Raw genomic sequence first — 13640 nt, forward strand, 5'->3', positions numbered from 1 at the left:
GTGTCAGTGGAACTTTGGCAGCAGTGCGTGGAGCTTCTGCGCGATGAACTGCCTGCCCAGCAATTCAACACCTGGATCCGTCCGCTACAGGTCGAAGCCGAAGGCGACGAGTTGCGCGTGTATGCGCCTAACCGTTTCGTTCTCGATTGGGTGAATGAAAAGTACCTCGGCCGTCTGCTCGAACTGTTGGGTGAAAACGGTAGCGGCATCGCGCCTGCCCTTTCCTTATTAATAGGCAGCCGTCGCAGCTCCGCACCGCGGGCCGCGCCTAACGCCCCGGTCAGCGCTGCAGTGGCTGCATCCCTTGCGCAGACCCACGCGCAACCAGCAGCCGCGCCAGTCATGGCTGTTGCTGACCCGGTCTCGGTGCCTTCGGCGGAGCCTGCGCAGGCCTCGGATATGGCTGAGGCGCCGTCGCGAGACAGCTATGATTCGATGGCCGACAGCGCTCCGGCACCTGTCGCACCAGGTCGTACCGAACAGCGCAACGTTCAGGTGGAGGGTGCGCTCAAGCACACCAGCTATCTGAACCGTACGTTCACCTTCGAAACCTTTGTAGAGGGTAAGTCCAACCAATTGGCCCGGGCCGCCGCCTGGCAGGTTGCCGACAACCCGAAGCATGGCTACAACCCACTGTTCCTTTACGGTGGTGTGGGCTTGGGTAAAACCCACTTGATGCATGCTGTGGGTAACCACCTGCTGAAAAAGAACCCGAATGCCAAGGTGGTGTACCTGCATTCCGAGCGCTTCGTCGCGGACATGGTCAAGGCCTTGCAGCTCAACGCGATCAACGAATTCAAGCGCTTCTACCGTTCGGTCGATGCGTTGCTGATCGACGATATCCAGTTCTTTGCCCGTAAGGAGCGTTCTCAGGAAGAGTTTTTCCACACCTTCAACGCCTTGCTGGAGGGTGGTCAGCAGGTGATTCTCACCAGCGACCGCTATCCGAAGGAAATCGAAGGTCTGGAGGAGCGGTTGAAGTCGCGTTTCGGCTGGGGCCTCACAGTGGCTGTCGAGCCGCCGGAGCTCGAGACCCGCGTGGCGATCCTGATGAAAAAGGCCGACCAGGCCAAAGTCGAGCTGCCGCACGATGCCGCGTTCTTCATCGCTCAGCGTATTCGCTCCAACGTGCGTGAGCTTGAGGGGGCACTGAAGCGTGTCATCGCTCACTCGCACTTCATGGGCCGCGACATCACCATCGAGCTGATTCGCGAGTCGCTGAAGGACCTGCTGGCGCTGCAAGACAAACTGGTGAGTGTGGATAACATTCAGCGCACCGTGGCCGAGTACTACAAGATCAAGATCTCCGATCTGTTGTCCAAGCGCCGTTCGCGCTCGGTAGCGCGCCCGCGTCAGGTGGCCATGGCGTTGTCCAAAGAGCTGACCAACCACAGTCTGCCAGAGATCGGCGACATGTTTGGCGGTCGTGACCACACCACGGTGCTGCACGCTTGCCGCAAGATCAACGAACTCAAGGAATCCGACGCGGACATCCGCGAGGACTACAAGAACCTCCTGCGCACGCTCACCACCTGATGGCCGCCAGCGCAGCTAATTGAAGGCAAGGGACTAGACCATGCATTTCACCATTCAACGCGAAGCCCTGTTGAAACCCCTGCAACTGGTCGCCGGTGTCGTCGAGCGCCGTCAGACCTTGCCGGTCCTGTCCAACGTACTGCTGGTCGTGCAAGGCCAGCAACTGTCGTTGACGGGTACCGATCTGGAAGTCGAACTGGTAGGCCGCGTACAACTGGAAGAGCCGGCTGAGCCAGGCGAAATCACTGTCCCGGCGCGCAAGCTGATGGACATCTGCAAAAGCCTGCCGAACGACGTGCTGATCGATATCAAGGTCGATGAACAGAAGTTGTTGGTCAAGGCCGGCCGTAGCCGTTTCACCCTGTCGACCCTGCCTGCCAACGACTTCCCCACCGTGGAAGAAGGCCCAGGTTCGCTGACCTGCAACCTTGAACAGAGCAAACTGCGTCGCTTGATCGAGCGCACCAGCTTTGCCATGGCTCAGCAGGATGTACGTTACTACCTCAACGGTATGCTGCTTGAAGTGTCGCGCAATACCCTGCGTGCCGTGTCTACCGATGGCCACCGCCTTGCACTGTGCTCCATGAGCGCAGCCATCGAGCAGGATGAGCGGCATCAGGTCATCGTGCCACGTAAAGGTATCCTCGAACTGGCGCGCCTGCTCACCGACCCCGAAGGCATGGTCAGCATTGTCCTGGGCCAGCACCACATCCGTGCGAACACAGGCGAGTTCACCTTCACTTCCAAGCTGGTCGATGGCAAGTTCCCGGACTATGAGCGTGTACTGCCCAAGGGCGGTGACAAGCTGGTCATTGGCGATCGTCAGGCCTTGCGCGAAGCGTTCAGCCGTACGGCGATTCTTTCCAACGAGAAGTACCGTGGTATTCGTCTGCAGTTGGCAGCCGGCCAGTTGAAAATCCAGGCGAACAACCCGGAACAGGAAGAGGCGGAAGAAGAGATCAGCGTCGACTATGACGGTGCATCGCTGGAGATCGGCTTCAACGTCAGTTACCTGCTGGACGTCTTGGGTGTGATGACAACCGAACAGGTTCGCCTGATTCTCTCCGATTCCAATAGCAGTGCTCTGCTGCAAGAAGCAGGCAATGACGACTCGTCTTATGTTGTCATGCCAATGCGCCTGTAACCTGTAGCAGGCCAGATGTCCCTTCGACGTATCATGGTCACCGCGGTGCGCAACCTGCACCCGGTGACCCTCTCACCCTCCCCCCGCATCAATATCCTCTACGGCGCAAACGGCAGCGGCAAGACCAGTGTGCTTGAAGCGGTGCATTTGCTCGGCTTGGCCAGGTCGTTCCGCAGTACCCGACTGAACCCGGTCATTCAGTACGAGCAGGCAGCGTGTACGGTTTTTGGCGAAGTGCAGTCAGGCCAAGGCGGCATCAGCAACCTGGGTGTGTCGCGCGAGCGCGGGGGCGATTTCACTATCCGTATTGATGGGCAGAATGCCAAGAGCGCTGCGCAGCTCGCAGAATTGCTGCCCCTGCAGCTCATCAACCCAGACAGTTTCAGGTTGCTTGAAGGCGCACCGAAGATCCGCCGCCAGTTTCTCGATTGGGGAGTGTTCCACGTGGAACCTCGCTTCATGCCCGCGTGGCAGCGTCTGCAGAAGGCGTTGCGGCAGCGGAACTCATGGTTGCGGCATGGTACACTTGACCCAGCTTCGCAAGCCGCCTGGGACCGGGAATTGTGCCTGGCCAGTGCGGAAATAGATGAATACCGTCGCAACTATATCAAGGCCTTGAAGCCCGTCTTCGAGCAAACCCTGAGCGAACTGGTCGAGCTGGACGGGTTGACCCTTAGCTACTACCGAGGCTGGGACAAGGACCGGGAACTCAACGAAGTACTCGCCTCTTCTCTCCTTCGCGATCAGCAGATGGGCCATACCCAGGCCGGCCCGCAGCGTGCTGATCTGCGCCTTCGTCTGGCTGCCAATAATGCAGCCGACATCCTGTCGCGTGGTCAGCAAAAGTTGGTGGTTTGTGCTCTGCGCATTGCTCAAGGCCATCTCGTTAGCCAGGCTCGCCGCGGCCACTGTATTTATCTCGTGGATGACTTGCCGTCCGAGTTGGACGACCAGCATCGCCGTGCACTGTGCCGCTTGCTAGAAGAATTACGCTGCCAGGTGTTCATCACCTGTGTAGATCAAGAATTACTGAGGGAAGGCTGGCAGACGGAAACGCCAGTCGCTTTGTTCCACGTGGAACAAGGCCGTATCACCCAGACCCACGACCATCGGGAGTGAAGGCATGAGCGAAAATCAAACGTACGACTCCTCAAGCATCAAGGTGCTGAAAGGTTTGGATGCCGTGCGCAAGCGTCCCGGCATGTACATTGGCGACACCGATGACGGTAGCGGCCTGCACCACATGGTCTTCGAAGTGGTCGACAACTCGATCGACGAAGCCCTCGCCGGGCACTGCGATGACATTACCGTCATTATCCACCCGGACGAATCGATTAGTGTGCGCGACAACGGTCGCGGCATTCCGGTCGACGTGCATAAAGAAGAAGGCGTCTCCGCAGCCGAGGTCATCATGACCGTGCTGCACGCCGGCGGTAAATTTGATGATAACTCCTACAAGGTTTCCGGCGGTCTGCACGGTGTAGGTGTTTCGGTCGTAAACGCCCTGTCTGAAAAACTGGTGCTAACCGTTCGCCGTAGCGGCAAGATCTGGGAACAGACCTACGTTCATGGCGTTCCACAGGCGCCGATGGCCGTTGTGGGCGAAAGCGAAACTACCGGTACCCACATTCACTTCAAGCCTTCGGCTGAGACCTTCAAGAACATTCACTTCAGCTGGGATATCCTGGCCAAGCGTATTCGTGAGTTGTCGTTCCTGAACTCGGGTGTTGGCATCCTGTTGAAAGACGAGCGCTCGGGCAAAGAAGAGTTCTTCAAATATGAAGGCGGCCTGCGTGCATTCGTTGAATACCTGAACACCAACAAGACGCCGGTCAACTCCCAGGTGTTCCATTTCAACGTCCAACGTGACGATGGCGTAGGTGTTGAAGTCGCCCTGCAGTGGAACGACAGTTTCAACGAAAACCTGCTGTGCTTCACCAACAACATTCCACAGCGCGATGGCGGTACCCACCTGGTTGGTTTCCGCTCCTCCCTGACCCGTAGCCTTAACAACTACATCGAGCAGGAAGGCCTGGCCAAGAAGAACAAGGTTTCCACCACCGGTGACGACGCTCGGGAAGGCCTGACTGCGATCATTTCGGTCAAGGTGCCGGATCCGAAGTTCAGCTCCCAGACCAAGGACAAGCTGGTCTCCTCGGAGGTGAAAACCGCCGTGGAACAGGAAATGAACAAGTACTTCGCCGACTTCCTGTTGGAGAACCCCAACGAAGCCAAAGCGGTCGTCGGCAAGATGATCGATGCTGCCCGTGCCCGTGAAGCGGCGCGCAAAGCACGTGAAATGACTCGCCGTAAGGGCGCGCTGGATATCGCCGGCTTGCCGGGCAAACTGGCGGACTGCCAAGAGAAGGACCCTGCCCTTTCCGAACTGTACCTGGTGGAGGGTGACTCCGCAGGTGGCTCGGCCAAACAAGGTCGTAACCGTCGTACCCAGGCGATCCTGCCGCTCAAGGGCAAGATTCTCAACGTCGAGAAAGCACGTTTCGACAAGATGATCTCCTCCCAGGAAGTGGGCACACTGATCACCGCGCTGGGCTGTGGCATCGGCCGCGAAGAGTACAACATCGACAAGCTGCGCTATCACAACATCATCATCATGACCGATGCTGACGTTGACGGTTCGCACATCCGTACCCTGCTGCTGACCTTCTTCTTCCGTCAGCTGCCAGAGCTGGTCGAGCGTGGCTACATCTATATTGCCCAGCCACCGCTGTACAAAGTGAAGAAAGGTAAGCAGGAGCAGTACATCAAGGACGACGAGGCCATGGAAGAATACATGACCCAGTCGGCCCTCGAAGATGCCAGCCTGCACCTGGATGAATCTGCGCCAGCCGTTTCCGGTGTTCAGCTAGAGGTTTTGGTCAACGAGTTCCGCAGTGTAATGAAGACCCTCAAGCGTTTGTCTCGCTTGTACCCGGAAGAGTTGACCGAGCACTTCATCTACCTGCCGGAAGTTACCCTTGAGCAATTGGGCGACCATGCCGTCATGGAGAACTGGTTGGCCAAACTGCAGGAGCGCTTGAGCAATAGCCAGAAGTCTGGCCTGGTGTACAAGGCCACCCTGCGCGAGGACAAGGAGCGCAATGTGTGGCTGCCAGAAGTGGAAATCACCTCGCACGGCCTGGCCAGCTACATCACCTTCAACCGCGATTTCTTCGGCAGCAACGACTACCGCACGGTGGTCAACATCGGTTCCAAGTTGTCGAGCCTGCTGGGTGAAGGTGCTTATGTACAGCGTGGTGAGCGTCGCAAGGCGATCGTCGAGTTCAAGGAAGGCCTGGATTGGCTGATGAACGAGACCACCAAGCGACACACCATCCAGCGATACAAAGGGCTGGGTGAGATGAACCCGGATCAGTTGTGGGAAACCACTATGGACCCAACTGTACGGCGCATGCTCAAGGTCACCATCGAAGACGCGATTGCCGCCGATCAGATCTTCAATACCTTGATGGGCGATGCGGTTGAGCCTCGCCGTGACTTCATCGAAAGCAACGCGCTGTCGGTTTCGAACCTGGACTTCTGATCAGGTGTCGATGGGCACATTAAGTGTCGCAAGTGGGCGAGTTACTGTCGCTTTCTAGGGAAAACCCCGGCCTTAGTGTCGGGGTTTTTCTTTGTGGCGTAGCCTAGTCATAGCGATACACACCAGGCTCCAAGCCCTAGTGTGGGTTTTATGGGTGATGTGATGGAACATCGTTGCGGCTTCATCGAAACAAACCGCATCCTTGCTTGGCTGCTTGGCTGCTTGGCTGCTTGGCTGCTTGGCTGCTTGGCTGCTTGGCTGCTTGGCTGCTTGGCTGCTTGGCTGCTTGGCTGCTTGGCTGCTTGGCTGCTGTAGGTGGGAAAGTTAATTTCCACTTCGGTCAAAGTTAAGCGGGAGAGCGCCCGGTTGATTGGTTGCGTACCGAAGTCGAGACACGCATGGTGCTAGATCTAATTGGGCGCATCAGCCATGCTGTGATTATCTGAGCAAGCGAACCCTGATTTCCTGTCATGGTACGCATAGTGGGATTGGATCGTCTGCGCCAGCACCCAATCTGGCTTGAAGCACAAGGAGGTGTCGATGAGCTTACACGAGCAGCAGGCGCGGTTCAGGCGGTTGCTCGCGGAGCACCAAGCGTGGCGTTTACTGCATGCAGAGAATGCGCCCATCGTTCTTGCGTTCATCAGTGATCTTTTTGCTCAAGACAGCGAGGTCCCATTCGGGAAAGCACGGGCTGCGTTGGAGGCTGAGCTGCCCCTCTGGCAGGAGGCTTACGGCCTGCACGACAACTCGGGAACCTATCTGCGCCAATGGATCCAGGCGGGCTGGCTGCGTGAGCTTGATGACAAGCTCGCCCGAACCGATGCCTTCGAGCTGGCACTACGCTTTGTCCAGAGCCTGGATCAGCGAGACAGTAACGCCACGGCCTCGCACCTGCGCATTGTGCAAGACGCCGTACGAGATTTGGCTGTCGCCCTGAGCCCAAACCCGGAAGAGCGAATCACTCTGCTCACTGCCCGCCGGCAGGAACTCGATCTGGAAATTGAGCGTTTGCAGATGGGCGAGGTGCCAGAGCTGAGCGCGCCGGAACAGCGTGAGCGCATCCGGGGACTGTATCACCTGACGTCAGTGCTCACGGGCGACTTTCGTCGGCTGGAGGACGAAATTCGCCAACTCGATCAGCGCATGCGTATCCGCATGATCGAGTCGGAGTCTGGGCGCGGTGAAGTGGTGAAGGCGTTGATAGAGCATGAAGGTGAACTGCTCCAGACCGATGCCGGGCAGGCCTTCGACGGCTTCTATCAGTTGCTCTGTGATCAGAATCGAATCACTGAATTCCGTGAGCAAATCCGTTCGATCTTGGCACGCCCGGCATCCCAGTATCTGAAATCAGACGAACTTCGTTACCTATCCCATCTGGTCCGCGAGTTGGGCAAGGAAAGTGAGCGGGTATTCCAGGTCCGGCGCCGGACCGAGGAGAGCCTGCGGGCTTTTGTGGAAAGCGGCGTTCAGCAAGAGCGCCGTGCGGTCGAACGACTGCTTCGCCAACTGGAGCGGCTGGCGGTGAATTTCAAGGAACAGGAGCTGAGCCTGCGCGAGCCGGTGGCTGTGGATCTCCCCACGGGCAGTCTGCGTGTGCGTTCTCCGTCCAGTATTCACCTACGACTACCTGAAGAGCGCCTAGATACCCGGCAGGTGGCCGCAAATACCAATAGTCACGTTGCCAGTCTCGGCATGCTGGATCACCTCAACACGGTCAAGGTGCTGGAAGTGGCCCAGGATGTGAAGCAGTTGCTCACTGAGCACGGCCCGATGACGGTGGCGAGCATCGTCAGTCACCGCCCTATCACCGGAGGGTTGGAAGAGCTGGTGGCGCACGTGCGGATCGCCAAAGCAGTCAGCGCTGTAGTGTTGGAACACCCAGAAAGTCTGGTGGTAGTGGATCGGACCGGCAATGGGATTCGGGCCAACATTCCCTCTTTGCTTATGTCCGCCGAGCAGTTTCCAACGGATTTGGAGGAACTCGCCTTATGAACGAGGAAGAGCAGCATTCCCAACAGGCCCCTGCCCTGTTTGACCAGTATCGAACGATTCGCCCTGAAACGCCGTCAGTCAGCGGTGAGGTGAAGACGTTTGAGGATGCCCCGGTTGAGCCGCCCGTCGTTGGGGGGGCTGAAGTCGGCATGCCACTAGAAGCCCGGCGCGCCCTGGTGCTGTTACTCCGCCAAGGGGTGGTGATGGCCGATAGCAAACGTCTGGCGTTCGAAGCGCTGTGCCGGCACGAGGGCCTTATTGCAGAGCACTTGGGCAACATGTTCATGCGCATGTTGCTGGACATGAAGGCCGGCATTGCCATCCTGCTCCAGCAGGAGGTGGCAGAGCAGGACGAGGAGGCTGACGAAGCGTCACGCCTAATCAACAAACGCACGCTCAGCCTCTATGACACGCTGCTGTTGCTGGTGCTGCGCAAGTACTACCAGGAGCGAGAAACAGCGGGCGAACAGAAGATCATCATCGATATCGAGCGGATCGAAGCATTGATGACACCCTTTTTGCCGCTGACCTACAGCTCCCGTTCCGAGCGGAGGACACTCAACGGATCGCTCGCCTTGTTGAAAGATAAGCGTCTCATCACTGCGGTTCGTGGGGATGACGAGCGGTTTGAGATCACCTCGGTGATCCGCTATGTCGTCAATGCCGATTTTCTTGAACGTCTATTGAAAGAGTACGAACGCCTAGCTGGTGATGCGGGCGTCAAAACGGGCGAAGAGGTGCAGGATGCTTGAGGCAAGCGAGGTAAGTCTGAGTGAGTTGTTCAGCACTGGTCAGATCCGTCTAGCCGAGCTGTCGGTATACAACTGGGGCTCCTTCCATGGCCTGCATTCCGCGAAGATAGACCCCGAGGGAACCCTCATTACCGGTGACAACGGTGCCGGTAAGTCGACACTCATTGATGGGTTGATGGCGCTGTTGCTGCCCTCCAGCAAGGCGTCGTTCAACATCGCGGCTGCTCAAGGGGACCGTACGGATCGCACCTTGATGTCCTATGTGCGAGGAAACTATGGCAAGGCCCATGATGGCAACGAGACGGCTACCCTGCTGAAACGCTCAGGGGCGACCGCAACGGGGCTTCGGGCGCTGTACCAAGCGGACGATGGTTCGAAGGTCACCTTGGCGGCCCTGTTCTGGATTACCCAGGCCAGCAACTCGCTCAACGACCTCAAACGCCTTTTTGTGGTGGGTAAGCGCGATGTGCGCTTGGATGAGCTGTTGCATCTCTTCGGTGAGGGCAATGCCCGTGTGCTGAAGCAACACCTCAAAGAGGACCCGCTGGTCGAGGCATTCGATTCGTTTACCGAGTATCAAGAGACCTATGTGCGGCTCCTGCGCATGGAGAACCGTAACGCTCCTGCCCTGCTCTCCCGGGCGCTGGGTTTGAAGAAGATTGATGACCTCACCAGCTTGATTCGAGATCTGGTCCTAGAGCCCAGTCAGGTCAAGGAGCATGCCCGGCTTGCGGTCAGTGAATTCGATGACTTGGTCAGCGTCCATGGCGAACTCGATGATGCTCGGCGCCAGCGGGATGCTCTGATTGAGTTGCCAGAGACCAGCCAAGCGCTGAATCAGGCCAGGGAGGAGATGCGGCGGATCTTAGCTGAGCTAGCCGGCCTGCCGGTCTACTTTGGCGAACAGTGTTCTCGACTGTGGGGGCTGCGCCTGAAGCAATACGAGGCGGAACTGTTTCAGTTGGCAGAGGAGATGACCCGCCTTGGCACTTTGGAGGAGCAAGCGACGGGGCGGGTACAGGCACTGTTCCATGCCTACCAGTCGCAAGGTGGTGAGCGACTGGAGGGACTGCGGAAAGACCTGAAAGCGGCGACGCAGGTGCATGACGACAGCGTGCGCGATGCGCGCCGGTATCAGATGGACGCACGAGTCCTTGGTTTGCCCGACACGCTGTCGCTCGACGTGTTCAAGCAAAACCAGGTGACAGCGCAAACGGAGTTGGCGGATATGCCGGCATTACGTCAGGCGCGCCAGGATCAGTTCGCCTCGTCGGCAGCGAACCTGTCCCGTGAGCAAACGCAGCTCAAGGAACTGGCAGGCGAGATCGAAGACATGGAGTCGCGACCTGACTCCAACATTGAACCTTCCTATCAGAAGCTTCGCGACCAACTGGTAGAGAGCTTGTCGCTTGATCCTGCGGAGGTTGTTTTCGTTGGCGAGTTGATCGCTGTCCTGGAGGCGCATCGACCTTGGCAAGGCGCTATTGAACGGGCGCTGGGAGGGCTTCGCACCACGCTGCTGGTGCCTGATGAGCGATATCGCTTGGTGACCAAGTGGCTGAACACTCGCCACACGGGGCTCCATGTCAGGGTGCAGGTTGTTCGGCTGAACCAGCAGCCGCAGGTTGCTGAGTTTCTGCCAGATGGCTTTCTAAAAATGCTGGATTGGAAGCCGCACCCCTATCGTGATTGGCTGAAAAAGCACCTCTCGCGTTTCGACCTGCACTGTGTGGCATCGACCGAAATATTGGACCAGACCGACTTCTCGATGACCATCCAGGGCCTGGTGCATCTGGATAAAGGGCGATTTGAGAAGAAGGACCAGCAGCGCATTGATAACCCGCGTTTCTGGTGTTTGGGATTCAGTAACAAGGGGCGTCTAGCGGCGTTAAGGAAGGATCGTGTCGAGTTGGAGGCAGAGGTCAAAAAGTTGGCCCAGCTGACAGCGGATGCGCGCACGGCCATGGACGACCTCGACAAGCACACACGCGTGTGGGAGCGCATCGCCCAGCTCACGTGGGCGGCAATTGATGTCCAGTCAGCTCAAGATCGGATGCAGTCGCTGAAGACGGATCTAGGGGCGCTTGAGCAGCCTGATAGCGAGCTGGGGGTGGCAAAGGCACGGTGGGAGCAGGCTGGAGCTGAACTTAAAGAGATCCAAGAGCAGAAGGGTGCTGTCAGCAAAAGGATTGGTGGGCTGGATAGCAATGTGACTCAGGCGAACCAGCAGCTGGACCAAGCTTTCGAGCAGGCTAAGGCTGGGTTGACGAATGAAGTACGTGAGTTGCTCATCCTACGTGTTGGGCAGCTACATCTTGAGGACTTGGATGGTGTTGCAGAGCTTGAAGGTCGCCATCGTTCAGAGGCGGAAGACGCGCGAAAGCGAACCCAAACCCGTGAGGTTAGGGCTTCTACTAAAGCGAGCGGAATTGTCTCCGATTTCAAGGCGAAATGGCCGCTCATCGCCAATGATTGGCTCGCAGGCGTCGATGGTCTGGAGGAGTATCTCGATCACCTGACCCACTTGGTACAGGAGGGCTTACCAGACCTGGTGGAGCGTTTCCGAGAGCGCTTGAACCGCAACGCAACCCAGTCACTGGCGCGAATCAGTCAAACGATTCAGGCCGAACGTGAGGACATCCAGGATCGAATCGAAACGATCAACGATGTCCTGAAGCGCACAGAGTTTAGGCAGGGAACCTACCTTCGTCTGGGAAGCCGGGCAGAACTCTTCGAACACGTGAAAGCGTTCAATGGCCAGTTAATGCGCGTGCTGGCACGAGCCGGAAGTGACGATCATGAGGCTCGCTTTGTTGAGCTGAAGGAGTTGATCGAGAAACTGGAGAAGGCCACCAATCCTGCGACCTCGGGCAACCTAGAGAGCCTGCGATTGTTGGACTCGCGCTACCAGCTGTCCTTCTACGCCGAGGAGGTTGAGAAAGGCAGCAAAAAGGTACGCGATGTGCTGGAGTCTTCCAGCGGAAAATCAGGCGGGGAAAAGGAGTCGTTTGCCGGCACCATCGTAGCCGCAAGCTTGGCTTACGTACTGACGCCCGATGGCAGCGACCGTCCGCTCTACTGCACCGTGTTCCTGGATGAGGCCTTCTCCAATACCGCCGAGGCGGTGAGTCGTCGGGTGCTCAAGGTCTTCCGAGAACTGAAGATCCACGTGAATCTGATTACTCCATACAAGAACCTCAACCTTGCACGTGAATCGGCGCGCTCGCTGTTGATCGCGGAGCGTGACCAGGACAAGCATGAGAGTCGGCTCTGCGAGGTCACCTGGGAGGAAATTGACGAGCAGCTGGCGCGTCATGAACAGCAGGGTCTGCAAAAGGTGGCCAGTTCACTGGGGATCGAAGTGGAGCCAGCTCTGTGAGGGATTGGGGACGACTTCCAGATGACGTTGTTGAGGAGCTGCGCCGACTGGAGTGGGAACATACAGGCCGGCTGCGGGAGCGGCTCTTAGGGGCGCGACCTTTCCCAATTCCTTGCTTGCTGAAGCCGCCAACCGGTAGCCAGGCGCTTGAGGATCTTGACCATTTCCATGGCTATATCGCGGCCTGGCGGAAATGGCCGTGGCCGCATCAAGTTGCATGGGTGACGAAGCGATTTCGGCAACTGGGTGAGTGCGAAGTCCCGGTCAGGTTGGAGATCGAATCAACGCAAGCCCTCATCGCTGCGCTGGGGGCTGAGGCTGTTGAACGAAGCAGGGGCTGGGCGGAGCGAATGGAGCCGTTGCTCTCGTTGGATAAGGCTCTGTTCACTACCCTCATCAAGCAGCTTGGAGAGCTGGAGAAGCTCTCCATGACGGACATCCATTTGCTGGCCTGCCTGCTGCCACAACTCCAGCGTGGAATGGGCCAGCGTCGATACTTGCGGGCCCTGCCACTCCAGAAGGTGGATACCAAGTTCGTGGAGCTGAACCAGAGCCTAATTGCCGCTCTGTTGGATACGATGCTCGACCAGGAGGTTTCCGCTCATGGCGGGTTAGAGGCTTGGCTAGGCTGCCGCGCCACGCCATCCAACTGGCTTCACGTGAAACCACTTTGCCCTGACGTGAAAGGTCGCCTTGCTGGGCTTGATCTCGTTCGGCTGTCCTTTGAGCAACTGATGACCCATCCGTTGCCTGCTCAGAACGTACTGGTGGTTGAGAATCTACAGGCTGGTTATGGACTTTCTGAGTTACCGGACACTATTGCGGTGTTCGGCGGAGGTGCAAACACCGCCTGGTTACAAGCCGACTGGTTGAAGAGCAAGCGCATAGGTTACTGGGGAGATCTCGATACGTGGGGGTTGAAATTCCTATCCGATGCCCGGCTGAGGCAGCCCCATGTTGAAGCCGTGATGATGGATCGCGAGACGCTGATCGCCCACGTTGAGCGAGGGGTATGCGAAGAGCTACCAGCTGAGCTACCGGAGTACGGTTTGACCCCTGCCGAGCAGACCCTGTTTGATGAGCTTCGCTCTAGTCAATTTGGGGTTGGCCGACTGGAGCAGGAGAGGTTGTCCCAGGATTTTGTCGAGCAGTTCCTGGCTAGCTGGCTCGGGTTCTCCAGGATCGTTCCGAAGGCTTGAGGTTTGCCAGAAAAAGCTTTTCTGAATGGAGTGCGCTTTTAGGCTGGAGTTTCCAATCAATCAGAGTTCACACGATTGGTTCATCCGAATT

Annotated in this window: 8 protein-coding genes; all 8 read left to right on the forward strand. The window is 57.7% G+C overall.

Annotated features, from left to right (window positions below):
- Positions 1–1536 (forward strand): chromosomal replication initiator protein DnaA, encoded by a 1536-nt coding sequence (dnaA, locus tag ABRP30_RS00005; RefSeq protein ID WP_241806865.1) that lies wholly within the window; start codon positions 1–3, stop codon positions 1534–1536.
- A 40-nt stretch (positions 1537–1576) separates the two neighbouring features.
- Positions 1577–2680 (forward strand): DNA polymerase III subunit beta, encoded by a 1104-nt coding sequence (gene dnaN / locus ABRP30_RS00010; protein ID WP_012312006.1) that lies wholly within the window; start codon positions 1577–1579, stop codon positions 2678–2680.
- Between the two features lie 15 nt (positions 2681–2695).
- Complete coding sequence (gene recF, locus ABRP30_RS00015) at positions 2696–3799, forward strand: DNA replication/repair protein RecF (RefSeq protein WP_349975565.1); 1104 nt, start codon at positions 2696–2698, stop codon at positions 3797–3799.
- A 4-nt stretch (positions 3800–3803) separates the two neighbouring features.
- Positions 3804–6224 carry a DNA topoisomerase (ATP-hydrolyzing) subunit B gene (gene gyrB, locus ABRP30_RS00020; RefSeq protein WP_267819830.1) on the forward strand — a complete coding sequence of 807 codons (2421 nt, stop codon included), beginning with the start codon at positions 3804–3806 and terminating at the stop codon, positions 6222–6224.
- A gap of 540 nt (positions 6225–6764) precedes the next feature.
- Positions 6765–8219, forward strand: coding sequence for a DUF3375 domain-containing protein (locus tag ABRP30_RS00025; protein ID WP_267819890.1), 1455 nt, complete (start codon positions 6765–6767; stop codon positions 8217–8219).
- Positions 8216–8971 carry a DUF4194 domain-containing protein gene (locus tag ABRP30_RS00030; RefSeq protein WP_267819892.1) on the forward strand — a complete coding sequence of 252 codons (756 nt, stop codon included), beginning with the start codon at positions 8216–8218 and terminating at the stop codon, positions 8969–8971. The genes ABRP30_RS00025 and ABRP30_RS00030 overlap by 4 nt, the downstream gene beginning before the upstream one ends.
- Positions 8964–12350, forward strand: coding sequence for an ATP-binding protein (locus tag ABRP30_RS00035; RefSeq protein WP_267819894.1), 3387 nt, complete (start codon positions 8964–8966; stop codon positions 12348–12350). Before ABRP30_RS00030 ends, ABRP30_RS00035 begins: the two co-directional genes overlap by 8 nt.
- Complete coding sequence (locus tag ABRP30_RS00040) at positions 12347–13549, forward strand: DUF3322 domain-containing protein (RefSeq protein ID WP_267819896.1); 1203 nt, start codon at positions 12347–12349, stop codon at positions 13547–13549. Before ABRP30_RS00035 ends, ABRP30_RS00040 begins: the two co-directional genes overlap by 4 nt.
- Positions 13550–13640: the final 91 nt, after the last annotated feature.

Source organism: Pseudomonas sp. WHRI 8519, assembly GCF_040224055.2.
Taxonomy (GTDB): Bacteria; Pseudomonadota; Gammaproteobacteria; order Pseudomonadales; family Pseudomonadaceae; genus Aquipseudomonas; species Aquipseudomonas putida_X.

Excerpts from the sequence above, each read along its gene's own strand:
- recF (WP_349975565.1), top strand. The coding sequence starts at position 2,696 with ATGTCCCTTCGACGTATCATGGTCACCGCGGTGCGCAACCTGCACCCG.
- gyrB (WP_267819830.1), top strand. The coding sequence starts at position 3,804 with ATGAGCGAAAATCAAACGTACGACTCCTCAAGCATCAAGGTGCTGAAA.
- dnaN (WP_012312006.1), top strand. The coding sequence starts at position 1,577 with ATGCATTTCACCATTCAACGCGAAGCCCTGTTGAAACCCCTGCAACTG.
- ABRP30_RS00025 (WP_267819890.1), top strand. The coding sequence starts at position 6,765 with ATGAGCTTACACGAGCAGCAGGCGCGGTTCAGGCGGTTGCTCGCGGAG.
- ABRP30_RS00035 (WP_267819894.1), top strand. The coding sequence starts at position 8,964 with ATGCTTGAGGCAAGCGAGGTAAGTCTGAGTGAGTTGTTCAGCACTGGT.
- ABRP30_RS00030 (WP_267819892.1), top strand. The coding sequence starts at position 8,216 with ATGAACGAGGAAGAGCAGCATTCCCAACAGGCCCCTGCCCTGTTTGAC.